19 protein-coding genes and 3 pseudogenes are annotated in these 26,397 nt (G+C 60.7%); 14 read left to right on the top strand and 8 right to left on the bottom strand.

What is annotated here, in order from left to right:
* The first annotated feature begins 31 nt into the window (after positions 1-31).
* Positions 32-769: a hypothetical protein gene (locus PCPL58_RS27370; protein ID WP_065350886.1), complete on the top strand. Its 738-nt coding sequence runs from the start codon at positions 32-34 to the stop codon at positions 767-769.
* A gap of 53 nt (positions 770-822) precedes the next feature.
* Here the strand turns inward: PCPL58_RS27370 and PCPL58_RS27375 are convergent, their stop codons facing one another.
* A complete protein-coding gene (locus PCPL58_RS27375; protein WP_065350887.1) occupies positions 823-1,671 on the bottom strand; it encodes an NAD-dependent epimerase/dehydratase family protein in 849 nt (282 codons plus the stop codon).
* Between the two features lie 209 nt (positions 1,672-1,880).
* Here PCPL58_RS27375 and exbB point away from each other — a divergent pair, with 209 nt between their 5' ends.
* The 6 genes from exbB to PCPL58_RS27405 all read left to right on the top strand — a co-directional run bounded on the left by exbB (position 1,881) and on the right by PCPL58_RS27405 (position 8,602).
* Positions 1,881-2,843 (top strand): tonB-system energizer ExbB, encoded by a 963-nt coding sequence (exbB, locus tag PCPL58_RS27380; RefSeq protein WP_065350888.1) that lies wholly within the window; start codon positions 1,881-1,883, stop codon positions 2,841-2,843.
* 3 nt (positions 2,844-2,846) lie between these two features.
* Positions 2,847-3,272, top strand: a complete 426-nt coding sequence (gene exbD / locus PCPL58_RS27385; protein ID WP_002551495.1) for a TonB system transport protein ExbD — start codon at positions 2,847-2,849, stop codon at positions 3,270-3,272.
* Entirely contained in the window at positions 3,269-4,015 is a 747-nt protein-coding gene (locus PCPL58_RS27390; RefSeq protein WP_065350889.1) for an energy transducer TonB, read from the top strand. Before exbD ends, PCPL58_RS27390 begins: the two co-directional genes overlap by 4 nt.
* Positions 4,016-4,107: 92 nt before the next feature.
* A complete protein-coding gene (locus tag PCPL58_RS27395; RefSeq protein ID WP_002551493.1) occupies positions 4,108-5,031 on the top strand; it encodes a hydrogen peroxide-inducible genes activator in 924 nt (307 codons plus the stop codon).
* Positions 5,032-5,042: 11 nt separating this feature from the next.
* Positions 5,043-7,118 (top strand): ATP-dependent DNA helicase RecG, encoded by a 2,076-nt coding sequence (recG, locus tag PCPL58_RS27400; RefSeq protein WP_003367498.1) that lies wholly within the window; start codon positions 5,043-5,045, stop codon positions 7,116-7,118.
* An 86-nt stretch (positions 7,119-7,204) separates the two neighbouring features.
* On the top strand, positions 7,205-8,602 hold the full coding sequence (locus PCPL58_RS27405; protein ID WP_065350890.1) for an aminoacyl-tRNA deacylase and HDOD domain-containing protein: 1,398 nt from the start codon (positions 7,205-7,207) through the stop codon (positions 8,600-8,602).
* A 62-nt stretch (positions 8,603-8,664) separates the two neighbouring features.
* Here PCPL58_RS27405 and PCPL58_RS27410 read toward each other — a convergent pair.
* A pseudogene (locus tag PCPL58_RS27410) lies at positions 8,665-9,055 on the bottom strand (GFA family protein).
* A gap of 296 nt (positions 9,056-9,351) precedes the next feature.
* On the opposite strand from PCPL58_RS27410, the gene PCPL58_RS27415 reads away from it, so the two are divergent.
* Positions 9,352-10,659, top strand: a complete 1,308-nt coding sequence (locus PCPL58_RS27415; protein ID WP_003432156.1) for a CitMHS family transporter — start codon at positions 9,352-9,354, stop codon at positions 10,657-10,659.
* 68 nt (positions 10,660-10,727) lie between these two features.
* Here the strand turns inward: PCPL58_RS27415 and PCPL58_RS27420 are convergent.
* A pseudogene (locus tag PCPL58_RS27420) lies at positions 10,728-11,378 on the bottom strand (ATP-binding protein); the annotation flags it as partial.
* A gap of 255 nt (positions 11,379-11,633) precedes the next feature.
* On the opposite strand from PCPL58_RS27420, the gene PCPL58_RS27425 reads away from it, so the two are divergent.
* Entirely contained in the window at positions 11,634-12,179 is a 546-nt protein-coding gene (locus tag PCPL58_RS27425; protein ID WP_065351119.1) for a heteromeric transposase endonuclease subunit TnsA, read from the top strand.
* A 239-nt stretch (positions 12,180-12,418) separates the two neighbouring features.
* Here PCPL58_RS27425 and PCPL58_RS27430 read toward each other — a convergent pair.
* From PCPL58_RS27430 to PCPL58_RS27450, 5 genes and pseudogenes are all read right to left on the bottom strand, one after another.
* Positions 12,419-13,056 (bottom strand): annotated as a pseudogene (locus PCPL58_RS27430) (ATP-binding protein).
* Positions 13,049-14,548 carry an IS21-like element ISPsy20 family transposase gene (istA, locus tag PCPL58_RS27435; protein ID WP_104685637.1) on the bottom strand — a complete coding sequence of 500 codons (1,500 nt, stop codon included), beginning with the start codon at positions 14,546-14,548 and terminating at the stop codon, positions 13,049-13,051. Before istA ends, PCPL58_RS27430 begins: the two are co-directional and overlap by 8 nt.
* 293 nt (positions 14,549-14,841) lie before the next feature.
* Positions 14,842-15,948: an agmatine deiminase gene (aguA, locus tag PCPL58_RS27440; RefSeq protein ID WP_065350891.1), complete on the bottom strand. Its 1,107-nt coding sequence runs from the start codon at positions 15,946-15,948 to the stop codon at positions 14,842-14,844.
* Positions 15,949-15,953: 5 nt separating this feature from the next.
* Positions 15,954-16,832, bottom strand: a complete 879-nt coding sequence (gene aguB / locus PCPL58_RS27445; RefSeq protein WP_003372277.1) for an N-carbamoylputrescine amidase — start codon at positions 16,830-16,832, stop codon at positions 15,954-15,956.
* Between the two features lie 443 nt (positions 16,833-17,275).
* Positions 17,276-20,188 carry an aminotransferase gene (locus tag PCPL58_RS27450; protein WP_065350892.1) on the bottom strand — a complete coding sequence of 971 codons (2,913 nt, stop codon included), beginning with the start codon at positions 20,186-20,188 and terminating at the stop codon, positions 17,276-17,278.
* 240 nt (positions 20,189-20,428) lie between these two features.
* Here PCPL58_RS27450 and rfbB point away from each other — a divergent pair, with 240 nt between their 5' ends.
* From rfbB to PCPL58_RS27475, 5 genes are all read left to right on the top strand, one after another.
* The gene (rfbB, locus tag PCPL58_RS27455; RefSeq protein WP_003372283.1) at positions 20,429-21,511 is read left to right on the top strand and encodes a dTDP-glucose 4,6-dehydratase; all 1,083 of its coding nucleotides are present in this window, start codon (positions 20,429-20,431) and stop codon (positions 21,509-21,511) included.
* Between the two features lie 80 nt (positions 21,512-21,591).
* The gene (rfbC, locus tag PCPL58_RS27460; RefSeq protein WP_065350893.1) at positions 21,592-22,137 is read left to right on the top strand and encodes a dTDP-4-dehydrorhamnose 3,5-epimerase; all 546 of its coding nucleotides are present in this window, start codon (positions 21,592-21,594) and stop codon (positions 22,135-22,137) included.
* 170 nt (positions 22,138-22,307) lie between these two features.
* Positions 22,308-24,116 carry a sensor histidine kinase gene (locus tag PCPL58_RS27465; RefSeq protein ID WP_032609702.1) on the top strand — a complete coding sequence of 603 codons (1,809 nt, stop codon included), beginning with the start codon at positions 22,308-22,310 and terminating at the stop codon, positions 24,114-24,116.
* The gene (locus tag PCPL58_RS27470) at positions 24,113-25,498 is read left to right on the top strand and encodes a sigma-54-dependent transcriptional regulator (protein ID WP_065350894.1); all 1,386 of its coding nucleotides are present in this window, start codon (positions 24,113-24,115) and stop codon (positions 25,496-25,498) included. Before PCPL58_RS27465 ends, PCPL58_RS27470 begins: the two co-directional genes overlap by 4 nt.
* Complete coding sequence (locus PCPL58_RS27475; protein WP_065350895.1) at positions 25,485-25,958, top strand: YiiD C-terminal domain-containing protein; 474 nt, start codon at positions 25,485-25,487, stop codon at positions 25,956-25,958. The genes PCPL58_RS27470 and PCPL58_RS27475 overlap by 14 nt, the downstream gene beginning before the upstream one ends.
* Positions 25,959-26,397 lie beyond the last annotated feature (439 nt).

The following is a 26,397-nucleotide window of genomic DNA, read 5'->3' on the forward strand; positions in this document are numbered from 1 at the left end:
GCTCCGTTCTCCCTGAAGGAAGGAATCCGTTATGCGCTCCGCGCTCGCCATCTCGCTGCTCGCCGTCATTATGGGCGGCTGCGCCAGCCACGCCGACCGCAATCCGGACGGCACCTGGATCAACCAGACCGCCATCGACGACGCCGTCAAGCAAGGCAACTTGCGCCAGGCCCTCCTCGCCAATGGTCCCAACCTGGAGTGGAAAATCAACTCCAAGGCCAATCAGGCCATTTACTCCAATGGCTTCGAGCTCGGCGAAGGCAAGATCGTCAGCGCTGCCGAAGGCAAGCTGCATGTCGATTTCTACGGCAACTTCTTCGAAGACCTGAGCGTCAAGGGTGACGAACTGGTCCAGGCGGCCAGCGAGTCAGGCCCTGAACAGCACTTCCAGAAACCCGAAGATCCGGCTCCGGACGGCGCTCAGCCAGGCAGCAGCTTCGAGAAAGCGCTGTATGGCGCCTACATGGGCGGCAAATGGACGGTCGTAGAGGGCGACGGTCAGGGCAGCACCGTGCAATTCATGCCTGACGGCAGTGTGCAGGGGCTTCCGGAAAACGATCGTTACGCGCTCTGCCTGGCAGGCGATTGTGCAGCCATGAGCGGCGAATTCGACAGCATGTGGCTGGAGAAAGCCGAGAAAGGCAACCCGTGGATTTTCGCCCGCAAAGGCAAGCAGCTGGAGATATTCCAGGCGGTGAACAACGCTGGCGCCGACCAGATGCCCGAGCTGCGTCCCGGCCCACGTCGCTGGTTGCTCGAACAGCAGTAAGCGATTCAGGTATCAGGAGCGCTCTTCACGGCGCTCCTGATCAACCACCATTTTTAGCCCAGCAACGCCGCATAGCCCGCCCGATAATCCGGGTACATCGGCGCCCATCCCAATGCTCGCGCCCTGGCATTACTGCAACGCTTGCTGCCCACGCGCTGCACGCTGACCTCCTCCGACCACTCGGTCACCCCCAGATACTCACGTATCCACGCCACCACATCGGCCAGCGCGGCCGGATCGTCGTCGACGCCCAGATAGCAACTCTCCAGCGCAACGCCGCGTTGATCCGCCAGCAGCAGGTGCCCGAGCAGACCGGCCGCATCGTCGGCATGAATGCGATTGGCGTAGACCGGCGGATCGATCCTCACGCTGTGCCCCTGACGAACGCGGTTCGACAGGTCACTGCGGCCTGGGCCGTAAATACCGGTCAATCTCACCGCCGTGGCTGGCAGTCCGCTGTTCAGCGCGACCTGCTCGGCTTCCAGCATCACCGTGCCGGTGTAGTTGCCGGGCTCGGTGGCGGAGGTTTCATCCACCCACTCACCATTCTGCTGACCATAAACACCGCTGCTTGAAACAAAGATCAAGCGCTTTGGCCGCTGCCCGGTCTGCTCGAGCCAGCTCAATACGTTACGCAGCCCCTCGACGTAAGCCATCCGGTAACCCGCTTCGTCACGCTGCGAAGGGGTCGCGCAATACACCACATAATCCAGTGCCGCAGCTGGCCAGTGGGCAGGTTTTGGCGTCTCGAACAGATCGCCCGCCACACCGTGAACACCGGCAGGAAGCTCGGAAACAGTGCGCCGCAGCCCATGCACGGTCCAGCCGTGAGACAGCAGGCGGTTAGCGAGTCGCGAACCAATGTCGCCACAGCCGGCGATCAGAAGTGAGGGAGCAGTCATTCGGTATCTCCAGAAAAGGCGGTGTCAGTATCGTTAAAAACGCTCATCGACAGGCAAGCGTTCGGGCGAATATGTAAAAAAAGATACTGTATTACTTTTGTTAACAAGAACGATTTGCAATAATGGCGGCCCATTCGTTCCCCGTAAGCGCCGACAGCACCACGCGACGCACTGGAACCATCCCCTTTTTCCTCTCAGGTCCGGCCAGCATGAAACGCATTCAATCAATCGCTTCGCCTACCCAGATGCCTCGCCTGCCTCGTGCATGGCGCGGTATCGCAGCCCTTGTCTTGAGCCTGATGTTCGTCCCCATGGCACTTGCGGATCAGTCGGCTCCGACCGCGGCCCCTGCGACCTCAAGCGCACCTGCGGCAACGGCACCTGCTGCACCAGCTGCACCTGACGCAGCAGCCCCGGTGCAGGCCATGGAGCCTGTCGCCGAAGACAACAGCCTGGGCATGGCGCATGACCTGTCGCCGTGGGGCATGTATCAGAATGCCGACGTCGTGGTCAAAGCGGTCATGATCGGTCTGGCCATTGCCTCGATCATTACGTGGACCATCTGGATCTCCAAGGGTTTCGAGCTGCTGGGTGCCAAGCGCCGGTTGCGCGGCGAAATCGTTAATCTGAAAAAAGCCCGCTCCCTGACTGAAGCGAGCGCCACCGCCAGCAAGGAAGGCACCCTCGCCCACCTGCTGGTGCATGACGCCCTCGAGGAGATGCGCCTTTCGGCCAACAGCCGTGAGCGTGAAGGGATCAAGGAGCGTGTCAGCTTCCGTCTCGAGCGCCTGGTCGCCGCCTGTGGCCGCAACATGAGCATGGGCACCGGCGTGCTGGCGACCATCGGTTCGACTGCGCCGTTCGTGGGCCTGTTCGGTACGGTATGGGGCATCATGAACAGCTTCATCGGCATCGCCAAGACCCAGACCACCAACCTCGCCGTGGTCGCCCCCGGCATCGCCGAAGCCCTTCTGGCCACTGCCTTGGGCCTGGTCGCTGCGATCCCTGCAGTGGTGATCTACAACGTCTTCGCCCGCTCCATCGCCGGTTACAAGGCTCAGGTGTCCGATGCCTCTGCACACGTTCTGCTGCTGGTCAGCCGCGATCTGGATCATCTGCCTGAGCCGTCCGAGCGCAATCAACAACAACCGCACATGGTCAAGGTGGGCTAACACGTGGGCCTGCATCTTAATGAAGGCGGCGACGATCTCGCCGAGAACCATGAAATCAACGTGACGCCGTTCATCGACGTCATGCTGGTGCTGTTGATCATCTTCATGGTGGCTGCGCCGCTGGCGACCGTAGACATCAAGGTTGATCTACCGGCGTCTACCGCCACACCGCAGCCCAGACCCGAGAAGCCGATCTTTCTCAGCGTGAAAACCGACAAGAGCCTGTACCTGGGCGAAGAGAAGGTTGCCCGCGAGCAGATCGGTCAGGTGCTGGACGCCCGCACCAAGGGCAAGAAAGACACCACGATCTTCTTCCAGGCCGACAAGGGCGTGGATTACGGCGATCTGATGGAGGTCATGAACACGCTTCGGGGTGCGGGTTACCTGAAGGTCGGTCTGGTAGGTCTCGAGACGGCTGGTAAGAAATGATCAGTACGCGCCAAAAACTGACGCGCTATAGCGGTAGTCTGTTGTTGGTGCTGGCCGTGCACGCCATCGCAATCATCATTGCCGTTCGCTGGCCCGCCTCTCAGGCGATCGAGCTGCCACCGGCAGCCATGATGGTCGAGCTTGCGCCTCTGCCAGAGCCCGCACCGCCGCCACCACCGAAGGTCGTTCAGCCGCCCCCGCCGCCAGCACCGGAGGAGCCGACACCGGTGCCGGAAGTCGTGCAGGCGCCGAAGCCGGAAATCGTGGTGCCCAAGAAGGTTGAGAAGCCCAAGCCCAAACCGCAGTCGCCAAAGCCGCAGAAGAAGCCTGAGCCGCCCAAGGAGAAGCCTGCTGACGAAAAGCCGGTCGATACACCGCCGACCACGGCGCAACCGGAAAAGCCGGTGGCCCCCAAGCCTGCTCCTGCACCTTCGCCACCCAGCAACGCATTGCCGAACTGGCAGGGCGATTTGCTCGGTCATCTGAGCAAGTACAAGAAGTACCCTGAGGATGCACGCCGTCGTGGCATGCAGGGTGTCGCTCGCTTGCGCTTTGTGGTGGACGCTGACGGCAACGTGCTTTCCTACTCGATTGCCAACAGTTCAGGCAGCCCTTCGCTGGATCGAGCGACCATGGAAATGATCCGTCGCGCTCAGCCTTTGCCCAAGCCGCCGAAGGAAATTCTCAACAACGGCACCATTGAAATCCTCGCACCGTTCGTTTATTCGCTGGATAAACGCTGAATTGTACTTTTGTTACCCATAAGTACTTCTGATAACGTGCGTCTATCGATCGCACCCGCTATGCTGGGGTCGCAACTTCATGGACGCACGTTATGACTCTTACAGAATTGCGCTACATCGTTACGCTCGCCCAGGAGCAGCACTTTGGCCATGCGGCGGAACGCTGCCATGTCAGCCAGCCAACGCTGTCGGTGGGTGTCAAAAAACTCGAAGACGAACTCGGCGTGCTCATTTTCGAGCGCAGCAAGAGCGCTGTGCGCCTGACACCGGTCGGTGAAGGCATCGTTGCGCAGGCGCAGAAAGTGCTGGAGCAGGCCCAGGGTATTCGCGAGCTGGCCCAGGCCGGCAAGAACCAGCTGACCGCCCCGCTGAAAGTCGGCGCGATCTACACCGTCGGTCCCTACCTGTTTCCTCACCTGATCCCGCAACTGCACCGGGTCGCCCCGCAGATGCCGTTGTACATCGAGGAAAACTTCACGCATGTGCTGCGCGACAAGCTGCGTAACGGTGAGCTGGATGCCGTCATCATTGCCTTGCCGTTCAACGAAGCCGACGTACTGACCCTGCCGCTTTACGACGAACCGTTCTCTGTCCTGATGCCGGCCGACCATCCCTGGACTCAGAAAGAGACCATCGATGCCTCGGCGCTCAACGACAAGAGCCTGCTATTGCTGGGCGAAGGTCACTGCTTCCGTGATCAGGTTCTGGAGGCCTGCCCGACGCTGGGCAAAGGCAACGAAGGTGCCAAGCACACGACAGTAGAGTCCAGCTCGCTGGAAACCATTCGGCACATGGTCGCCTCCGGGCTGGGCATTTCGATCCTGCCGCTGTCGGCAGTCGACAGCCATCACTACGCGCCCGGCGTGATCGAAGTGCGCCCACTGACGCCGCCCGTGCCTTTCCGCACGGTCGCCATCGCCTGGCGTGCAAGCTTCCCGAGGCCCAAAGCCATCGAAATCCTCGCTGACTCTGCACGCCTGTGCTCGGTGGCACGTCCGAAAACAGTCGCTAGCTAGGCAGAACAGAAATGAGCGAGCTTTCCAGGGTCTCGGTCACGGCGCTCAAGGGTGTCGGCGAAGCGATGGCAGAAAAGCTGGCCAAGGTCGGGCTGGAAACCCTGCAGGACGTGCTGTTCCATCTGCCGCTGCGTTATCAGGACCGCACGCGCATCGTACCGATCGGTGCGTTGCGTCCTGGTCAGGATGCCGTCATCGAAGGCGTGGTCAGCGGTGCCGATGTGGTGATGGGCAAGCGTCGCAGTCTGCTGGTCCGGCTGGGCGACGGCACCGGAGTCGTCAGCCTGCGCTTCTACCACTTCAGCAACGCCCAGAAAGAAAGCATGAAGCGTGGCACGCACCTGCGTTGCTTCGGCGAAGCGCGTCCCGGAGCTTCCGGACTGGAAATCTATCACCCGGAATATCGGGCGATTACCGGTGATGAGCCCGCGCCCGTCGAACAGACCCTCACGCCGATCTACCCGACGACCGAAGGCCTGACCCAACAGCGTCTGCGCCAGTTGTGCCAGCAGAGCCTGGCGATGCTCGGCCCCAAAAGTCTGCCGGACTGGCTGCCTGACGAGCTGGCCCGCGATTATCAGCTGGCGCCGCTGGATGATGCGATCCGGTACCTGCATCACCCCCCCGCCGATGCCGACGTGGAGGAGCTCGCCCTCGGGCATCACTGGGCGCAGCACCGGCTGGCGTTCGAAGAACTGCTGACTCACCAGCTTTCCCAGCAGCGCCTGCGTGAAAGCCTGCGTTCACAGCGCGCACCGGCATTGCCCGTTGCGAAAAAGCTGCCGAAACAGTTTCTCGCCAACCTCGGCTTTGCCCCCACCGGCGCGCAGCAGCGTGTCGGCAAGGAAGTGGCCTATGACCTCAGTCAACCCGAGCCGATGCTGCGGCTTATTCAGGGCGATGTGGGGTCGGGCAAGACCGTGGTCGCCGCGCTGGCAGCCTTGCAAGCACTGGAAGCAGGTTATCAAGTGGCGCTGATGGCGCCCACCGAGATTCTCGCCGAGCAGCACTACATCAACTTCCAGCGCTGGCTCGAGCCCTTGGGCGTGGGCGTGGCATGGCTGGCGGGCAAGCTCAAGGGCAAGGCGCGCGTTGCGTCTCTGGAGCAGATCGCCGGTGGCACACCCATGGTGGTCGGCACCCATGCGCTGTTTCAGGACGAAGTGCAGTTCAAGAACCTGGCGCTGGTGATCATCGACGAGCAACACCGGTTCGGCGTGCAGCAACGCCTGGCGCTGCGCAAAAAAGGGGTTGGCGGTCTGATGTGCCCGCATCAGTTGATCATGACTGCCACACCGATCCCGCGCACGCTGGCGATGAGCGCCTACGCCGATCTGGACACGTCGATCCTCGACGAACTGCCGCCGGGCCGGACGCCAGTCAATACCGTGCTGGTTGCCGATAGCCGCCGCCTGGAAGTCGTTGAGCGGGTGCGCGCCGCCTGCGCAGAAGGTCGCCAGGCCTATTGGGTGTGCACGCTGATCGAAGAATCCGAAGAGCTGACCTGCAAGGCCGCTGAAACCACGTACGAAGAATTGAGCAGTGCGTTGGGTGACGTGCGCGTCGGACTGATTCACGGGCGCATGAAGCCCGCAGAAAAAGCCGCGATCATGGCCGAGTTCAAGCAAGGTGCACTGCAATTGCTGGTGGCGACGACGGTCATCGAAGTCGGTGTCGACGTGCCGAACTCCAGTCTGATGATCATCGAGAACCCCGAGCGCCTCGGCTTGGCGCAACTGCACCAGCTACGCGGCCGCGTCGGGCGCGGCAGCGCGGTGAGTCATTGTGTGCTGCTCTACCATCCGCCGCTTTCACAGATCGGAAGGCAACGACTGGGCATCATGCGCGAAACCAACGATGGTTTCGTCATCGCCGAAAAAGACCTCGAACTGCGTGGCCCCGGTGAGATGCTCGGCACCCGACAAACGGGCCTTCTGCAATTCAAGGTCGCCGACCTGATGCGTGACGCGGACCTGCTGCCGGCCGTACGCGACGCGGCTCAGGCCCTGTTGGAGCGCTGGCCCCAACATGTCAGCCCCCTGCTCGACAGATGGCTGCGTCATGGCCAGCAGTATGGCCAGGTGTGATGCAGGCTACGCTTTATAAACCGCGTGCGACCCAAATCGAATAACGTGGTTATACTTCAGAAAATGTAGGAATTTGGACATAGCTCATGACAGAAGTCGCCCACGTCAATGATCCGCACCATGCGCCGCCGGTAATCCGACAGCTGCTTGAAAAATTGGCTATCAGCTACAACGAAGTCGTGGACGAAAAGAACCTCCCTCCAGCGCGCAAGGTGCAGGCCGTGCTGGTCGAGGATGCTGTCGGTGCGTTGCTTATCCTGTTTCCGCAAAGCCAGTTGCTCGACCTCTCCCGCATCACCGAGCTGACCGGCCGCCAACTGACCGCTGTGCCGCATGATCGCTTGCAGCGCATGCTCACCAAGCACAACCTGCAAGTGCTGCCGGGGGTCCCGGCACTGACTAGCTCACCGTGCCTTTACGACAAACATCTGCTGGACGAGCCCATGCTGCTGGTGGGCTCGGGCGAGCCAGGCGTGCTGCTGGAAATCAGCAATGATGCGTTCAAAGTCATGGTGAACAAGGCCAGTGCGGCGAACTTCGGCGAGCCGCTGGCGAAGATTCATCCCAATCTTGATCGTCCTCACGACGATCCGGCAGAAATCACCCAAGCCATGCATGTCTTCACGGCGCGCCGCATCCAGCAGCGCCTGGAAGCGACTCTGGAGATTCCACCGCTGGCCGGCACTGCGCAGAAAATCATCAAACTGCGTGTCGACCCTGACGCAACCATCGATGACATCACCGGCGTCGTCGAAACCGATCCTGCGCTGGCCGCTCAGGTCGTCAGCTGGGCCGCTTCGCCGTATTACGCGTCGACCGGCAAGATTCGCTCTGTCGAAGACGCAATCATCCGTGTACTGGGCTTCGATCTGGTGATCAATCTGGCGCTGGGCCTTGCATTGGGTAAAACCCTGAGCCTGCCCAAGGATCAGCCGCAACAGACCACGCCGTACTGGCAGCAATCCATTTACACCGCTGCCGTCATCGAAGGCCTGACCCGCGCCATTCCGCGCGCCAGCCGTCCGGAGGGTGGCCTGAGCTACCTCGCCGGTTTGCTGCACAACTTCGGTTACCTGCTGCTGGCGCACGTGTTTCCACCGCACTTCACCCTGATTTGCCGCCAACTGGAAGTGAACCCGCATTTGCACCACAGCTTTATCGAACAGCACCTGCTGGGCATCAGCCGCGAGCAGATCGGGGCGTGGTTGATGCGCTACTGGGACATGCCGGATGAGCTCGCCATCGCATTGCGTTTCCAGCACGACCCGCACTACAAGGGTGAGCATCACGTCTATGCCAACCTGGTCTATCTGGCGGTGCGACTGCTGCGAGCCAACGGTATCGGCTCCGGTCCCGAACAGGATATCCCGGACGAACTGTTCGAACGCCTGGGCCTGACCCGCGACAAGGCCAACGAATCGGTGAAAAAGGTGCTCGAGGCCGAGGTGCTGCTGCGCGAACTGGCGTCACAGTTCAGCAAGTAACCTGCGGATGTAACGTACGAATAGTGCCGAAGGCTCCGGCCTTGGCACTCTCCCCTCGAACCTTAGAAAGGCTCGCCTTCAACCCCCGGCAGGTCCTCATCCAGGCGTAGCCATGGAAGCCGGTTCTCTATCCAGATGTGTCGAGAGGGCGCAGCCAGCTCAGGTTGGTCAAGCGTCGCAATGGTGACGTCGATCTCGTCCGGGCTGTTGCGCGTGAACAACGCCAGCTGAGCGCCGCACTTGCCGCAGAAATAGCGGACGCAGCTGGGTGCAGAGTCATAAGCCTGTCAGCCACGTGAACGACGCCAGCGGCACACTTATCCAGTTGACGACCGTTGCACCCGAGGTGCGTCGACAGATGGAGCAATGACAGTGAGCGATGTCCCGCAACGGCGCATCGAACTGATAACGCAGCCCGCCGCAATGGCAGCTACCCGAGTGTATATCGCTCATCCGTGCTTCTCCCGTTCATGCCCATAATCCCTGTGACAATAAAATTCCGGCAACTGCCGAATGAAAGCTCGGTGAAAGCTTGGCCAATTAGCATCAGCTCACTTCCGGCAAAAAGACCGGTTAGCCAGGAACGGACTCCAAGGTGTTTCAGGCCCAATTAACAACAATAATGGTGATTCCGATGCTTGCTGACTTCTCGCTCCACACTCTCCTTGCGCCCCCACTCCACGTACCGATCTGCTGAGCTGACTCGTTCATTTCACGTTCTGTAGCCGTATGACGTCTGGAGTATTCCCATGCTGACTTTCCTTGGCTTTGCCATGGTTATTGCGTTCATGTACCTGATCATGAGCAAGCGCCTGACTGCGCTGATCGCACTGATCCTGGTTCCGATCATCTTCGCCCTGTTCGGTGGCTTCGCGTCGCAGATCGGTCCGATGATGCTGGCAGGTATCACCAAGCTGGCGCCGACCGGCGTGATGCTGATGTTCGCCATTCTGTACTTTGCGCTGATGATCGACTCCGGCCTGTTCGACCCGGCCGTGCGCAAGATCCTGAAAATGGTCAAGGGCGACCCGATGCGCATTTCGGTCGGCACCGCCGTGCTGGCGCTGGTGGTGTCCCTCGACGGTGACGGCGCGACCACCTACATGATCTGCGTTGCCGCCATGCTGCCGCTGTACAGCCGCGTGGGCATGAGCCCGCGCATCATGGCCGGCCTGATCATTCTGGCCGGCGGCGTGATGAACATGACCCCCTGGGGCGGCCCGACCGCTCGTGCGGCCAGCGCCCTGCACGTCGATGCCTCCGACATCTTTGTACCGATGATCCCGGCCATGCTGGCAGGTGTGATCGCGATCCTGGCGATTGCCTACTTCTACGGCAAACGCGAACGTGCCCGACTGGGTGAACTGCACCTGCAGGGTGATGAAGTCGACCACAGCGAAATCAGCGTCTCGCAATTCCCTGACGCGCGCCGTCCAAAGCTGATCTGGTTCAACGCCGCCCTGACCCTGGCACTGATGGTCGCCCTGATCATGGGCCTGCTGCCGCTGCCGGTCCTGTTCATGATCGCGTTCAGTATCGCGATGATCATCAACTACCCGAACCTGCAGGACCAGAAGGACCGCGTATCGGCCCACGCCGGTAGCGTACTGGCGGTGGTCGGCCTGATCTTCGCCGCGGGGATCTTCACCGGCATCCTGTCCGGCACCGGCATGGTCGACGCAATGTCGAAAAGCCTGCTGGCCGTGATCCCGGATGCGCTGGGCCCGTACCTCGCCGTGATCACCGCGCTGGTGAGCATGCCGTTCACCTTCTTCATGTCCAACGACGCGTTCTACTACGGCGTACTGCCAGTGCTGTCCGAAGCTGCTGCCCACTACGGCATCAGCCCGGTGGAAATGGCCCGCGCCTCGATCGTCGGTCAGCCGGTCCACCTGCTCAGCCCGTTGGTGCCTTCGACCTACCTGCTGGTGGCTCTGGCCGGTATCGAGTTCGGCGACCACCAGCGCTTCACCCTGAAATGGGCGATTCTGGTGTGCATGTGCATCCTGGTTGCCGCGCTGCTGATGGGGATCTTCCCGCTTTATAGCAGCATGTAAGCTTCTTTGGCTGACCCAAGGCTCGCCGTCGACTTGATCGTTGACGGCGAGTTTTTGCGTTTGGACGGTCAATTGGTTGAGGGCCGATACTGCAACGCCTCGGCCAGATGGCTGCGGTTGATCGCATCCACCTGCTCCAGGTCCGCCAAAGTCCGCGCCACCTTCAGCAATCGATGCGCTGAGCGCAACGACAGGGTCAGACGCTCGCACGCCGTCTCCAGCCAGCTTTCATCGACACTGGACAGCGCGCAGTACTCACGCAGCCCCGGCAGATCGAGAAACGCATTGGCACAGCCCTGACGACGTTGCTGACGGTGTCTCGCCTCAGCGACCACAGCTGCGGCACTGGCGGTGTTTTCACTGGTGGTCGGGTCAGGGTTGAGGGCGGTAGCTTCGCGGGCGACGGTCAGGTGCAGGTCGATCCGGTCCAGCAGCGGGCCGGACAACTTGTTGCGATAGCGCTGCACCTGCTCAGTGGAACAGCGGCAGCGCCCGGTCGGCTCACCGAGATAGCCACAGGGACACGGGTTCATCGCCGCCACCAACTGGAACCTCGCCGGAAAGCGCACGCGATCCCGCGCCCGGGAAATCACGATATGCCCGGACTCCAGCGGCTCGCGCAAAACCTCCAGCACGCGGCGGTCGAACTCCGGCAGCTCATCAAGGAATAGAACGCCGTGATGCGCCAACGTGATTTCGCCAGGTTGCGGACGACTGCCACTGTCGGCTTCCGAAATAGCTGCAAACCAGCTACGCTCAGAGCCTTAGAGCTTCGTTTTGAGTTTCCTAAATAAGTGCAAAATATTTTTTAATTAGATGCTACGGGATCGAGAATGAGTGGAAATAGCTGCAATCAGATTCAGCAGGTTCGACGCATCAAACCGACTCGACGTAGCGTCTCGGGAGTCATGCCCTTTCGCGGGGCCGGAGGAGTGCCCTTCGAGTCGTTGCTAGAGCGTGATTTCCTGAAGCGAATGAGGTTTTCCCACCGTGTTTTCTCGGTGGTGGCCCAGCCTTGTCAGATCGACTTCATTGACACATCCGGTCGTGCCCAGATCTACACCCCGGATTACCTCGTCTACTTCCATCAAGGTGACGTGAGTGCCAGTCAATTCATCCGGCCAATGTTGGTGGAAGTGAAGCCTGCCTATGAGTGGCGTAAAAATTGGCGCGCCTGGATGGGCAAATGGAAAGCCGCGCGGCGCTATGCTCGCGAGCAGGGTTGGACATTTACCATTTATGACGAGTCCCGCATTCGGGGTCTTCCGCTAGACAACATCGTTTTTCTGGAGCGGTTCGAGCGTATGTCTTTCGATCAGGAGGACATCGACATGGTGCTGAAAACCGTCCGTGATATGGAGGTCGCGCCGGTGCATTACCTGTTGGCAAGGCACTTTGGCGGGCATTATCGGGGCAAAGGGGTTTCTCTACTTTGGCACCTGATCGCTGCTCGACAATTAGAGTGCGACATCATCGAACCGTTGGACGAGTACCTGGAGCTGTGGGTGCCTTCGCTATGAATATTTATGACGTCGATACTGATGAACATTTGATTCCGTTTGAGCCAAGCAGGGCCCGAGTTACGATTGAGGTCGGGGTGTTGGCGCTGATTGAAAACTGACCCACCCTGCCGATTGAAAATTGACCCAGGACGGATTGCTGATTTTTGCCCCAGCAATTGTGGATAAGCTTAGCAGCAGTGTTCCGATTGAAGACGCATCAAGCCCCACCGCATGCAGCAGGGCATTTATGGTGCGGATCAAAATGGCTCATCGTCCTCGATATCATTTCCGTCCTTTCGCTTTCGTTCGCGTGTTTTGATCTTTGTCTGGGCAGCCAATGTGCTGTGTTGTAGGCGGTAGGACTCGTTGCCCGTTTCGACGATGTGGCAGTGGTGTGTCAGCCGATCCAGCAACGCGGTGGTCATCTTGGCGTCGCCAAACACACTCGACCATTCCGAGAAGCTCAGGTTGGTGGTGATGACCACGCTGGTGTGTTCGTACAGTTTGGACAGCAGGTGAAATAACAGGCCGTGATTCCGGATACAGCCAAGGCACTGGCCAGGTGTGTTTTCCCGGTGCCAGGGCCGCCGATGAACACGACATTCTGCGCGGTTTCAGTGAACGCCAAGCTGGATAGATCGCTGACCAGCCGGGCATCAGCGCTGGAAGCGCTGAAGTCAAAGCCAGCTAAGTCACGGTGCATGGGGAGTTTTGCCATGTTCATCTGATGATTCACCGAGCGCACCGCGCGATCCGCATGTTCCTGCTGAAGCAGATGTTCCAGCAGCCATTTCGATGAAGCCGTCGACGCTGTTCCTTGAGAGACCAGTTCTTCCCAAGCACTGGCCATGCCGTGCAGGCGCAGTTCTTTGAGTTCAGTCATTAGGTCACGCATTGCGATTCTCCTCATCGGTCGTACGGAGCCGGTCGTAGCGTGCTGTATTGGCAACCGGCGCCACTTTGAGTTGCAGGCTGGTTTCTACACAGGGAGGTGGTGCGGTGGAGGTCAGGCGGGCAACGACATTGAGGATGTGATCGGCGCTCAGACTTCCCGATTCAAGTACCAGCTCCACCGCCACCAGCACTGGTTCGAGACCGGCGATGGGCACAGCAGCCAGTACCTGCATCATGATTCGATCACCGTTGGTGTGACGCCTCAGTCCGCGTTTAAGAAGCTGTAACGGTTTTGGCAGATCAGCAAATGGAGCGCCATTGCGCAGTGCACCAGGCTTGCGTTCGATGAGTGGGATGTAGTGCTGCCAGTCAAAACCGATCTGATCTCGATCAAAGAGGCGCTCGTGACTGGCGATCACCGTTTCGTCGGCAATGACCACGATTCGCGAAGGGTACAAACGGCTGCTGACCCATTGACCCACACGCTCGCAAGGCACCGAATAACGATTGCGCGCCACGCTGATCAGGCAGGTGCTAGAGACACGGACGGTGCGTTCCACGTAGCCATCAAAGGCCGTCGGCATCGGCATCATTTCAGCCTGCTCCAGCTCCAGGGCTTCTGCCACCGTCAAACCGTTGTACTGCGGATGTACAAGTTCAGCCCAGAGCGTACGACAGCGTTGGCCGAGCCAGACGTTCAGCTCCTCGAAGGTATGGAACATGCAATTTTGAGCATCGAGCCAGATTCGCCTCCGGCTGTCTTGCACGTTCTTTTCGACGATGCCTTTCTCCCAGCCAGAGGCCACGTTGCAGAAGTCCGGATCGAACAGATAGTGCGCGCACATCACGGAAAACCGGGCATTGACCGTGCGGCCTTTGCCTTTGTTAACCTTGTCGACAGCCGTTTTCATGTTGTCGTAGATGCCGCGACGTGGCACGCCACCCAACGCTCCAAACGAACGTGTATGGGCATCAAACAGCATCTCGTGGCCTTGACTGGGGTACGCAACCAACCAGAACGCGCGACTTGCGCACAGCTTCATATGGGAGACCTGGATACGTCGAAACAGGCCACCGATCAGCAGGCCTTCTTCGCTCCAGTCAAACTGAAAGGCCTCACCGAGGGCAAAAGTCAGCGGTACAAAAGCGCGTACAGACTTGCCTTGCTCGCACCGCCAAGAGCGGACAAACGCCGTGAGCTGGCTGTAACCGCCGTCATAACCCTCGGCCTTGATCTGCTCAAAAAGTGCCTTGGCGCTCCTACGGTTGTGTTTTGGCCGGAACGAATCAGCCTTGAGCGCCTGCTCTAAGGTCTCGTGAAAAGGGTTGAGCTTATTGAAGGATGCGCACCGTTGGTACGCTGGTTGATTGGCTTCGGGCGCTCTGACCCATTTTCGGATGGTGTTTCTCGACAGCCCGGTACGCTTGGCTATCTGATGCAGCGAGAGCTTGTCGCGGAAGTACATCCGCCGGATTTTTCCCAACATTTCCATGCTGATCACCCTGTGTTCTCCTGCTCAAAAAGTGAGCAGAAGCAGTTGAACACCTGGGTCAGTTTTCAGTCGGCAGAACAGCCTCTACTGGGTCAGTTTTCGGTCAGCGGCAACATGCCATGTGACAGTCAAGCTAAGAAAACGGGTTTTCGCCAGTCTGATTTAGGGTCATTCGGATAAACGAACCCAATTTAGTTATAAGGTAACGCATAAAAAAGCCCATCAGATGACGGGCTTAATACAGCAAAAACGAGACCAACTAGTTGCTGTTAGATACAACTAGTTACTAAGCGCTAGTTCTTGTGGGGGGCTGGCTGTTGCTGTGTCAGGCAGTGGATATTGCCCCCGCCCAGCAGCAACTCGCGGCCTGGCGCCATCACCACCTCATGCTCTGGAAACAGCTTTTGCAGGATCTCGCGGGCCTTTCCGTCCATCGGATCGTCGAAGCTGGGCGCAATGATGCCGCCGTTGACGATCAGAAAATTCACATAAGACCCTGCCAGACGCACCGAAGGGTTGCGTTCCTGGCTGCCATGCACCTGATCGACGCCTGCGCATTCTTCTTCTGTTGCGAACAATGGGCCTGGAATCGGCATTTTATGCACGATAAACGCACGACCTTTGGAATCAAGGGTGTTTTCCAAAATACTCAATGCCGCGTGGCAGCGTGAGTAGTTGGGGTCTTCGGGATCATCAGTCCAGGCCAGTAACACCTCGCCCGGACGGATGTAGCAGCAGAAGTTATCCACATGCCCGTCGGTTTCATCGTTGAACAGGCCATGCGGCAACCAGATGACTTTATCCACAGCCAAGTAATCGCCGAGGATCGTTTCGATCTGTTCACGGGTCAGGTGCGGGTTGCGGTTGCGATTGAGCAGGCATTCTTCGGTGGTGATCAGCGTGCCTTCGCCATCCACGTGGATCGAGCCGCCTTCTAGCACGAAGCCTTCGGTGACGTAACGCGGGCAGCGCTCGATTTCGAGTACCTTGCTGCCCAACTGCGAATCGAGGTTCCACGGCGCATACAGGCCTCCATCAAAGCCGCCCCAGGCATTGAATTCCCAGTTCACGCCACGTACTTCGCCACGGTCGTTGATGACGAACGTCGGCCCGCTGTCGCGCACCCAGGCGTCGTTGCTGCTCATTTCCACAACGCGGATGTTGGGCATGTCCAGCCGCGCACGGGCGTTGTCGTATTGCGCAGCGGACACCGCCACCGTGACCGGCTCAAAGCGGGCGATGGCCTTGGCGATGGCGACGTGGGCAGCCTGGGCAGGCTTGCCACCCAGGCGCCAGTTGTCCGGGCGCTCGGGCCAGACCATCCAGACCTGGGTTTGCGGTGCCCATTCGGCCGGCATGTGGAAACCGTCGGCGCGTGGCGTGCTATTGAGCGTGGTCATGGCGATCAGGACTCCAGCGAACCGTCGAGGGTCTTCACCGCGCCGTACAGGTTAGGGCGGCGATCACGGAACGTGCCCCAGGCACTGCGGATATGCTCCAGCTCGTCCAGGTCGAAGCTGTGGACCAGCACGCCTTCCTCGGTTTCGTTGAGCTCGGCGACTTTTTCACCGAACTGGTTGGCGATGAACGACGAGCCGTAGAAGGTGATGTCGTAGCCGTCCTGCTCTTCGTTGCCGATGCGGTTGCTGGCGATCAGCGGCATCAGGTTCGCGCCGGCGTGACCTTGCTGCACGCGCTGCCAGTGGTCACGCGAGCTGATGGTCTTGTCATGCGGCTCGCTGCCGATGGCAGTCGGGTAGAACAGAATTTCCGCGCCCTGCAACGCCATGCTGCGCGCGCACTCCGGGAACCACTGATCCCAGCAGATACCGACGCCGATTTTCGCGTAACGGGTCTGCCAGACCTTGAAGCCGGTGTCGCCCGGGTTGAAGTAGTACTTTTCGTGGTAGCCAGGGCCGTCCGGGATGTGGCTCTTGCGGTAGATGCCCAGGTTGCTGCCGTCTGCGTCGATGATCGCGATGCTGTTGAAACGTGCACGCCCTGCCAGCTCGAAGAAGCTGATCGGCAATACGACCTGCAGTTCTTTGGCGATTTTCTGGAAGTGCTTGATCGCGACGTTGGATTCGAGGGTAGTCGCCAACTGCAGATAGTCCGGGTTCGGCTTCTGGCAGAAGTACGGGGTTTCGAACAGTTCCTGAATCAGGATGATCTGGGCGCCCTTGGCGGCAGCTTCACGTACCAGCTTTTCAGCGGTCTCGATGTTGGCTTCCAGATCCCAGGAGCAGGCCATCTGGGTAGCAGCGACAGAAACGATACGGCTCATGAAAATATCTCCAGGGGCGGTTGCAAAGGACTTAACACCATAGCAGACGAGCGATGACGATTATGAACGCCTTTATAACGGATATAAATCGGCATTAAAAGCTAAATAAATGTCTTTTTCTTATTAATTTTTGAATTTTGCCGATATTAATCTGTTTAAAGCTCATGACGACGCTCATTTCTACGAGCTGAGTGTGACGCGGAGCGTCACGAACGGCGTTCCCACGCTGGAGCGTGAGGAACGATGAGTGTCAGGCGCCACCTATCGTGCCCATGCTCCGCGTGGGTATGCCGCTCTGGACGCTCTGCGTCCTATCCTGCATATCAGCGCGGAGCGTCACGAACGACGTTCCCACGCTGGAGCGTGAGGATCGATGGGTGTCAGGCGCCACCTATCGTGCCCATGCTCCGCGTGGGTATGCTGTTCTGGACGCTCTGCGTCCTCTATTCCAGTTCGTGGAGCACCTTCGATACGTTGTCGACAAAAAAATCCACGCTTTGGCGGGTGGTGCACATCGGGGGTTTGATTTTCAGGATGTTCAGGTAGTCGCCGGTCGGCTGCATGAAGATGCCCAGTTCACGCAGGCGCTCGCACAGGCGGGCGGTTTCTTCTGTGGCGGGTTCCAGGGTGTAACGGTCACGGACCAGTTCCATGCCCAGATAAAACCCCATGCCATGCACCGCGCCCACCAGCGGATGTTTGTCGGCCAGGGCCTGCAGCCGCGCTTTGAAGTGGTCGCCCACGATTCGCGCGTTGTCCCAGAGTTTCTCCTCCTCCATGACATCCAGCACCGCCATGCCGATTCGGCAACTGACCGGACTGCCCCCGGATGACGAGAAGAAATAGCCCTCGGCCTCAAGCGCCTCGGCGATCTCACGGCGGGTGATCACCGCGCCCAGCGGATGGCCGTTGCCCATGCCTTTGGCCATGCTGATGATGTCCGGCATCACGCCCTGCTCTTCGAAACCCCAGAAGTGATGACCCAGCCGGCCATAACCCACCTGCACCTCATCGGCAATGCACACGCCACCCACAGCGCGGACCTTCTGATACACCTGTTGCAAATAACCCGGCGGCAGGGAAATCCCGCCTGCATTGCCATACACCGGCTCGCAGATGAAGCCCGCCACCTGCCGTTGCTGCTCAGCCAGCGTGGCAAGGGCCTGATCGACACTGCGCACGTACTCCGGCTCACTGTCCGCGCCCCTGAACGGCCCGCGATAGGTATTGGGCGCGGTGACCGGATGCACCCAGTCGGGGCGGGTGCTGAGTGCCTGCGGGTTGTCGGCGATCGAGGTTGAAATGGCATCGGTCGCCACCGACCAGCCGTGATACGCCTCCAGCACACTGAGCATGTCGCGGCCACCGCTGTAAGCCCACGCCAGCCTGATCGCGAGGTCGTTGGCCTCAGTGCCGCTGTTGACCAGAAACACGCGGTCCATGCCCTCGGGTGCCAGCTTGAGCAGACGCTCGGAAAACTCGGCGATCGCTGCATAGTGAAAACGCGAGTTGGTGTTGAGCAGCGACCACTGCCGCGCCGCCTCGTGGGCCATGCGCGGGTGGCCGTGGCCGAGAACCGCGACGTTATTGAGCATGTCCAGATAGGAGCGGCCCTGCATGTCGATCAGGTGATTGCGCCAGCCGCGCTCGATCTGCGGCGGGGCCTGGTAGTAGTGTTTTTGCGAGCGGGCAAAGCTGGCATCGCGGCGCGCCAGCAATTGCGCGGCATCCTGCAAGGCTGGCGCGTCACAATCAAAACCCAGCAGGGCCGATGGCGACGGGCAGATTGCGCGCCAGGCATCTGCCCAGGCCGGTGTAGTGAACAGCGGCGGGCTGAGGTCTGGCGCCGTGCACAATTGCAGCAACAGTGAGCCACCGCCCTGCCCGATCAGCGAGCCCGCCGCCACCTGACCCGCTAGCGAAGCCTCCGGCAACACACCCCACAACTTCAAACTGATGCGCTCGCCGACCAACAGCACCGCAGCATCGGCCGTCAGCTTTAAGGTGCCACCAAACGGCGCATGAAGCGGCGTTGCGGCGGGCACGTGCAACTCGACATGCAGCGCAAAGGTCTCCGGCTCGCGGGCGCAGTCAGGCAAGGTGCGTGACAGACGGTATTCACCGAACCGACTGGCTGCCAGACCACCGTCCCCGGCCGCTTGCGACAGCAGATATTCATCGATGCCGCTCTGTTCCCAGTTGCCTGCCACGAAGTGTTCACTGAGCACGCCCAGATCCACCAGCACCGGCTGAAGCCCCGCCAGGCTGGGCAGCAACGGCGAATAGGCAGGCTGTTCGACAGGCGGCAGGTCCAGACCCACCGCGCGCAGAATGGCAGCTTCCATCAGCGCCATCGGCACCGAAGTGGCGACATCGAAAATGTTCCATTCCCCGGCAAGGTTGGCCTGGATATACGCATTGCCGGGCTCGACGCTGGCCTGCTGTTCGCTGCTGAGCACAAGCACTGCGGATCGAGCGACGATCAGCGGCCAGAGCGCCTGCAATTCCTCGATCTTCAGCGGATTGAGGGCGTGATAGGCGGCAATGGCCGGGAGGATGTACAGCGGATCGCCCTCGGCATGGTGCAGCAGCGCCGCGCAGGTCACCGACAGATCAGCCACTCGCCAGGTACTGAGCAGATCGCCGAAATCAATCAGCCCCTGCAATTGCCACGGATGCCCCGCCTCGCGCCGCCAGACCGCGTTGTGCTCGGAGATCTCCAGATGCACCGCCTGGATCGGCAGTGCCGCAATCAATGGCAACAGACGGCGATGAGCCTGCTCGGCGGCTTCGATCAGACAGGCGCGGGCGTCGGCATCCTTGATCACCGGCAGCAGGTGCTTGATCAACGCATGGGCGTGGCGCGGGTCCCACTGCAGGATGCGCTGCAGACCGGGGTGGTCGAAATCGGCCAGCGCGATATCCACATGGGCACACAGCTCGCCCAGCTCAACCACGATGTCACGGCCCAGATGCTCGACATGCCCCAGCGATTGCCCGTCGATGAATTCGAGCAGGCGCACATGCACTGCCTGACCGTCGATGTCGACCGACAGTAACCGCTCGGTGTCGTTGGCGCGGATCACACCCGGCACATTGAATGCACTGTGGCCGGCCAGATGATGCAGCGCCGCGTGCTGGGCGTTCAGCTCGGTGGTCGAATAAGCCCCGTGGCAGATCTTCAGCACATAACGCCGCGTGCCGGTATCCAGTAAAAAGTTGCGATCCTGCTGGCTGCCCAACGCTTTCAGGGTGCCGCTCAGCCCGTAGTGCTCGGAGAGCAATTGCAGCGCCTGGTCCACGCTGACCTCGGGACAAGGCAGACTGGATCGGCGGATGAGCGTGGCAAGCGGCATGGAAAACCTCGTTATTGTTGTCAGGCCAGACTCGTTGAGCCAGGCGTGATGGGCAGTCGCACAACTACAGGGGATTGACTATAAGGGGATTGCGCTGCGCGACCAATCCGCACCTGCACCCCAGGTCGGGAAACAGCCGGAGTTTTATTCGACCTGCTGCTCGGGTTTAATGGTCCGATCCTGTCATACGCGTTCAAGCGCTATGCTGCATTACTCCAGAACACACAAGAAGGTCAGTTCATGCGAATACTCGTTACCGGGGGCGCAGGTTTCATCGGCTCTGCACTGATCCGCCACCTGATAAACAACACCGAACACGAAGTGCTGAACTTCGACAAATTGACCTACGCGGGCAACCTTGAATCGTTGCAGTCCATTGCGACCGACACGCGCTATGAGTTCGTGCAGGCGGATATCTGCGATCAGGCCCGCGTCAGTGCGGTGCTCGAGCGCTTTGCGCCGCAGGCGATCATGCACCTGGCGGCTGAGTCCCACGTCGACCGCTCCATCGATGGCCCGGCCGAGTTCATCCAGACCAACATCGTCGGCACCTATAGCCTGCTGGAAGCCACGCGCGCCTGGTGGCTGAAACTGCCGGAAGCGCAGCGCCAGGCGTTCCGCTTCCACCATATCTCCACTGATGAGGTGTATGGCGACCTGCACGGTGTCGATGATCTGTTCACCGAAACCACGCCGTATGCGCCCAGCTCACCTTACTCGGCAAGCAAGGCTGCGTCCGACCACCTGGTGCGCGCCTGGCACCGCACTTATGGCCTGCCGGTGGTGGTGACCAACTGCTCCAACAACTACGGGCCGTTCCACTTCCCGGAAAAGCTCATCCCGCTGGTGATTCTCAACGCCCTGGCGGGCAAGCCCCTGCCGGTGTACGGCAATGGCCTGCAGGTGCGCGACTGGCTGTACGTCGAGGATCACGCACGGGCACTGCTCAAGGTCGTGACCGAAGGTGAAGTCGGCGAGACCTACAACATCGGTGGCCACAACGAGCAGAAAAACATCGACGTCGTGCGCGGTATCTGCGCGCTGCTCGATGAGCTCGCGCCGCAGCACCCGGCAGGCGTCGCGCAGTACAGCGACCTGATCACCTACGTGGTCGACCGTCCGGGCCACGATCAGCGTTATGCCATCGACGCCAGCAAGATCGACAAGGAGCTGGACTGGACGCCCGAAGAAACCTTCGAGTCCGGGCTGCGCAAGACCGTGCAGTGGTACCTGAATAACCTGGACTGGTGCCGCAGGGTTCAGGACGGCAGTTATCAGGGCGAACGACTGGGTTTTAGCGAGCCTAAAGACCTGATTGCCTGATCAGCACCCTTCTCGGCAGGCGCGCCTCAGGGCAGACTGTCGAGTCGCCACCACTTAATGAAGATTGCAGGGGAAGCCACGTGAACGTAGTCGCAACAAAATTGCCGGAAGTCCTGATTCTCGAACCCAAGGTATTCGGTGATGAACGAGGCTTTTTCTATGAAAGTTTCAACGCCAAGGCTTTTCAGGCTGCCACCGGCCTGACCCGCGAATTCGTGCAGGACAACCACTCCCGCTCGCAGCGCGGCGTTCTGCGCGGGCTGCACTATCAGATCGAAAATGCCCAGGGCAAACTGGTGCGCGTCACAGTCGGCAAGGTGCTGGATGTCGCCGTGGACATTCGTCGCAGTTCGCCGAACTTCGGCCAGTGGGTCGGCGTCGAGCTGTCCGCTGAAAACGCCCGTCAGCTGTGGGTTCCGGAAGGCTTTGCCCATGGCTTCGTGGTACTCAGCGAACATGCCGAGTTCCTGTACAAGACCACCGACTACTACACACCGTCTGCCGAGCGCTGCATCGCCTGGGACGATGCGGATCTGGCCATCGACTGGCAGTTCGACGGCCAGCCCAGCCTGTCGGCCAAGGATCAGCGAGGCAAGCGTCTGAAAGAAGCCGATCTGTTTGCCTGAGCCCCCGACCCAAGGCCGCCCGGCGCAATGTCCGGGTGCCTGACAAGCCGGCGGCGGGCATAATACGCGCCTGATGCCCACGTCAGGATCGACCGGGTGTTTCTGTTGCCTGCTGCGGCGTGATCGCCAGCAGGCATCGTCAACCCTTCGGCGACGGCCAATCGATGACCATGACTCCCGCACTGCCGCGCCGCCCTCGCTGGCGCAGCCTCGCCCTTCTGGCCCTCTGCCTGGCGCCGTTGCTGTGGCCGCTGGAACACCTGGCCGAACGTTATTACCGCAACGTGCTGGCCAATCAGAATCGCCAGACCCTGGACCTGTACGTCGCCAACCTGCTCGGCACCCTGCACCGTTACGAAACCCTGCCGCAGATCCTCGGCGACCTGCCTGCCTTGCGCGCCGCACTGGCGGCGCCGGGCGACACACCCACCCTGGCGAACGCCAACCGTCTGCTCAGCGAAATCACGCGTCAGACCGGTGCCGATGTCATGTACCTGATGGACGCAAACGGCCTGACCCTGGCGGCCTCGAACTCGGAGCAGAAGGACAGCTTCATTGGCCGAAACTTCTCGTTCAGGCCCTACTTCATTGATGCACGGGCGGGCAGAACCGGGCGGTTCTTCGGCCTCGGCACGACCTCTGCCAAACGTGGTTACTTTTTTGCCGGCCCGGTGCGTGATGGTGAGCGGATCATCGGCGTACTGGTGGTCAAGGTTGATCTGGACCACACCGAAACCCTGTGGGGCAAGACGCCCGAGCAACTGCTGCTGACCGACCAGAACGGTGTGGTGATTCTGACGTCCAACCCCGAATGGCGCTTTCGGGCGACACGTGACCTGACCGATGACGAGAAAAAAGCCATCGTCGCGATCCAGTCCTACCCGACCCGCGATCCGCGCCCGTTGAGAATCGATGAACACGCCTGGCTGACCCAGACCCAAGCCATCGAAGAAACCGGCTGGAACGTCAACATCCTCGCGCCTCGCGCCCTTGTCGACCGTCAGGTGCGCACGGTGGTGGCGATTGGCGGCGCAGCGCTGCTGGTGCTGATGTTGTTGCTGGGCCTGATGATGCAGCGTCGTCGTCATTATCTGGACCGCATCGCTTTCGAGGCCAAGGCGCGCCGCGAGCTGGAGATGCGGGTTATAGAACGGACCAGCGATCTGGAGGGGCTCAACAGCCGGCTGCGTCAGGAAGTGCTGGAGCGCGAACAGGCGCAGCAGGAACTGGTGCAGGCTCAGGACGAACTGGTGCAGACCAGCAAACTGACGGCGCTGGGCACCATGTCGGCGAGTATCAGCCATGAGCTGAATCAGCCGTTGGCCGCCATCCGCAGTTACGCCGAAAACGCCGAAGTGCTGCTCGATCATCAGCGCACCGAGGACGCACGCGGCAACCTCAAGCTGATCAGCGAACTGACCGGGCGCATGGCCTCGATCATCGCGCACTTGCGCGCCTTCGCCCGCCGCGACCGCCACGCCCCTGAAAGCGTGGCACTGCAACCGGCGCTGGAAGATGCGCTGGCGCTGTTGGCCAAGCGGCGGCGCGCCATGGAAGTCGAACTGATCCGTGACCTGCCGGACGCCACAATCTGGGTGCAGGCCGGTGAAACCCGCCTGCGTCAGGTGCTCGGCAATCTGCTCGCCAACGCGCTGGACGCCCTCACCGAGAAAGGCCCGCCGCGCAGGCTGTGGATAAGTGTCGAGCAAACCGCCGAGGGCGTTAACCTGTACATTCGTGACAACGGCCCCGGTTTTTCCCAGGAAGCGCTGGCACGGGCTCGCGAGCCCTTCTTTACGACCAAGACCCGCACTCAGGGCCTTGGCCTCGGTCTGGCCATCTGCGATACGCTGATGCGCGCGCTGGGCGGCGAGTTGCTGTTCGCCAACCATCCCAGCGGCGGTGCGCTGCTGACCCTGCGCCTGCGGGCCGGTGCTTCCGGAGCCAATCTTCAACCGCCAGAGGACCTTTCTGCATGAGTTCGGACACAGCCATCGACAGCCAGATTCAGGTGGTGCTGATCGACGACGACTCGCACCTGCGTCAGGCACTGCGTCAGACGCTGGACCTGGCTGGCCTGAACGTTCTGTCGCTGCCCGAGGCAACCGGGCTGGCCGAACGCATTGGCCGCGACTGGCCGGGCGTGGTGGTCAGCGATATTCGCATGCAGGGCATGGATGGCCTGGAGCTGCTCGACCAGCTTCACGCGCAGGACCCCGACCTGCCGGTGCTGCTGATCACCGGGCATGGCGATGTACCGTTGGCGGTGAAAGCCATGCGCGCCGGGGCCTACGACTTTCTGGAAAAGCCCTTCGCCAGCGACGCCATGCTCGACAGCGTGCGCCGTGCCCTGGCGCTGCGCCGTCTGGTGCTGGATAACCGCAGCCTGCGCCTGGCCCTGAGTGATCGCCAACAACTGAGCACACGCCTGATCGGTCAGTCGCCGCCGATCCTGCGTCTGCGCGAACAAATCGGCGCACTGGCCGGGACGCGAGCCGACGTGCTGATCCTCGGTGAAACCGGCGCAGGCAAAGAAGTGGTCGCCCGCGCGCTGCACGACCTGTCCAACCGCCGCAGCGGCCCGTTCGTGGCGATCAACGCCGGGGCGCTGGCTGAATCGGTGGTGGAAAGCGAGCTGTTCGGTCACGAGCCGGGGGCCTTTACCGGCGCGCAGAAGCGGCGTATCGGCAAGTTCGAATTTGCCAACGGCGGCACGCTGTTTCTCGATGAAATCGAAAGCATGAGCCTGGACGTGCAGGTCAAGCTGCTGCGCCTGCTGCAGGAGCGCGTGGTCGAGCGAATGGGCAGCAATCAGCAGATCCCGCTGGACATCCGCATCATCGCCGCGACCAAGGAAGACTTGCGTCACGCGGCCGATCAGGGCCGCTTCCGGGCGGACTTGTATTACCGACTGAACGTGGCCTCGCTGCGCATCCCGCCGTTGCGCGAACGGGGTGAGGATGCGCTGATGCTGTTCGAACATTATGCCGATGCCGCGAGCATGCGCCACGGCATCCCCAAGCACGAACTCAAACCGGGCCAGCGCGCGCTGCTGTTGCGGCATAACTGGCCGGGCAACGTCCGGGAACTGCAGAACGCCGCCGAACGCTTTGCGCTGGGTCTGGAACTGGAATTGGAAGGCGCTGATACAGAACAGGCACCGCCGCCGGGCGGGGGTTTGAGTGATCAGGTGGAAAGCTTCGAGCGCGCGTTGATCGCCGCCGAACTGGCGCGCCCGCACAGCTCGGTACGCAGCCTGGCGGAGGCGCTGGGTGTGCCGCGCAAGACCTTGCACGACAAATTGCGCAAGCATGGCCTGACGGTTGGCGACAGCAGCGGAGCTTCCGATGACACCGATTGAGCCTGAACATGACGCAGCCCACGCACTGGAGCAGGTGCTGCACCACGATATTCCGCTGACCCGCGAGATGGGCATGCGCGTGATCGACTGGCACAACCAGATACTGCGCCTGCACCTGCCGCTGGCACCCAACGTCAATCACAAGAGCACGCTGTTCGGCGGCAGTCTGTATTGCGGCGCAGTACTGGCGGGCTGGGGCTGGCTGCACCTGCGACTGCGCGAGGCCGGGATCACCGATGGGCATATCGTGATTCAGGACGGGCAGATCAGTTATCCACTGCCGGTACGCAGCGACGCCATCGTCCGCTGCGACGCGCCAGAGCTGGCGCAGTGGGACAAATTCATCGCCACCTACCAACGCCGAGGCCGCGCCCGCCTGACCCTGCACACCGGCATCAGCGAGCAGGACAGCAAAGAACAGGCTGTTCGTTTTGTCGGGCAGTTTGTGTTGCACCGGTGAGTGAGGCTGCGCGCAGTTGATGCACTGTACGCAGACCTGTGGGAGCGAGCTTGCTCGCGAAGAGGCCGGTGCAATCCGCAAAAACTCATCGCTTGAACAATCGCCTTCGCGAGCAAGCGAAGCGTCGCCCGGCTCGCTCCCACAAAAACGCGCTTGACCCTGCATACTTGTATCAAGCGAAGAACAGGCCGTGCGCTTTGTCGAGCAGTTCGTGTTGCGCCAGTGAGGCTGCACGCATTGGATGCACTGTACGCAGACCTGTGGGAGCGAGCTTGCTCGCGAAGAGGCCAGTGCAATCTGCGAAAACTCATCGTCTGAACCATCACCTTCGCGAGCACGCGAAGCGTCGCCCGGCTCGCTCCCACAAGAGCGCGCTCGCCCCTGCATACTTGTATCAAGCGAAGAAAAGGCCGTGCGCTTTGTCGGGCAGTTTGTGTTG

This window comes from Pseudomonas cerasi (genome assembly GCF_900074915.1).
In the GTDB taxonomy this organism is placed as follows: Bacteria; Pseudomonadota; Gammaproteobacteria; order Pseudomonadales; family Pseudomonadaceae; genus Aquipseudomonas; species Aquipseudomonas cerasi.

Excerpts from the sequence above, each read along its gene's own strand:
- PCPL58_RS27425 (WP_065351119.1), top strand. The coding sequence starts at position 11,634 with ATGAGGTTTTCCCACCGTGTTTTCTCGGTGGTGGCCCAGCCTTGTCAG.
- PCPL58_RS27370 (WP_065350886.1), top strand. The coding sequence starts at position 32 with ATGCGCTCCGCGCTCGCCATCTCGCTGCTCGCCGTCATTATGGGCGGC.
- PCPL58_RS27390 (WP_065350889.1), top strand. The coding sequence starts at position 3,269 with ATGATCAGTACGCGCCAAAAACTGACGCGCTATAGCGGTAGTCTGTTG.
- aguB (WP_003372277.1), bottom strand. The coding sequence starts at position 16,832 with ATGAGCCGTATCGTTTCTGTCGCTGCTACCCAGATGGCCTGCTCCTGG.
- PCPL58_RS27375 (WP_065350887.1), bottom strand. The coding sequence starts at position 1,671 with ATGACTGCTCCCTCACTTCTGATCGCCGGCTGTGGCGACATTGGTTCG.
- exbB (WP_065350888.1), top strand. The coding sequence starts at position 1,881 with ATGAAACGCATTCAATCAATCGCTTCGCCTACCCAGATGCCTCGCCTG.
- PCPL58_RS27465 (WP_032609702.1), top strand. The coding sequence starts at position 22,308 with ATGACTCCCGCACTGCCGCGCCGCCCTCGCTGGCGCAGCCTCGCCCTT.
- aguA (WP_065350891.1), bottom strand. The coding sequence starts at position 15,948 with ATGACCACGCTCAATAGCACGCCACGCGCCGACGGTTTCCACATGCCG.
- recG (WP_003367498.1), top strand. The coding sequence starts at position 5,043 with ATGAGCGAGCTTTCCAGGGTCTCGGTCACGGCGCTCAAGGGTGTCGGC.
- istA (WP_104685637.1), bottom strand. The coding sequence starts at position 14,548 with ATGGAAATGTTGGGAAAAATCCGGCGGATGTACTTCCGCGACAAGCTC.
- PCPL58_RS27475 (WP_065350895.1), top strand. The coding sequence starts at position 25,485 with ATGACACCGATTGAGCCTGAACATGACGCAGCCCACGCACTGGAGCAG.
- PCPL58_RS27415 (WP_003432156.1), top strand. The coding sequence starts at position 9,352 with ATGCTGACTTTCCTTGGCTTTGCCATGGTTATTGCGTTCATGTACCTG.
- rfbB (WP_003372283.1), top strand. The coding sequence starts at position 20,429 with ATGCGAATACTCGTTACCGGGGGCGCAGGTTTCATCGGCTCTGCACTG.
- PCPL58_RS27450 (WP_065350892.1), bottom strand. The coding sequence starts at position 20,188 with ATGCCGCTTGCCACGCTCATCCGCCGATCCAGTCTGCCTTGTCCCGAG.
- PCPL58_RS27405 (WP_065350890.1), top strand. The coding sequence starts at position 7,205 with ATGACAGAAGTCGCCCACGTCAATGATCCGCACCATGCGCCGCCGGTA.
- PCPL58_RS27395 (WP_002551493.1), top strand. The coding sequence starts at position 4,108 with ATGACTCTTACAGAATTGCGCTACATCGTTACGCTCGCCCAGGAGCAG.
- PCPL58_RS27470 (WP_065350894.1), top strand. The coding sequence starts at position 24,113 with ATGAGTTCGGACACAGCCATCGACAGCCAGATTCAGGTGGTGCTGATC.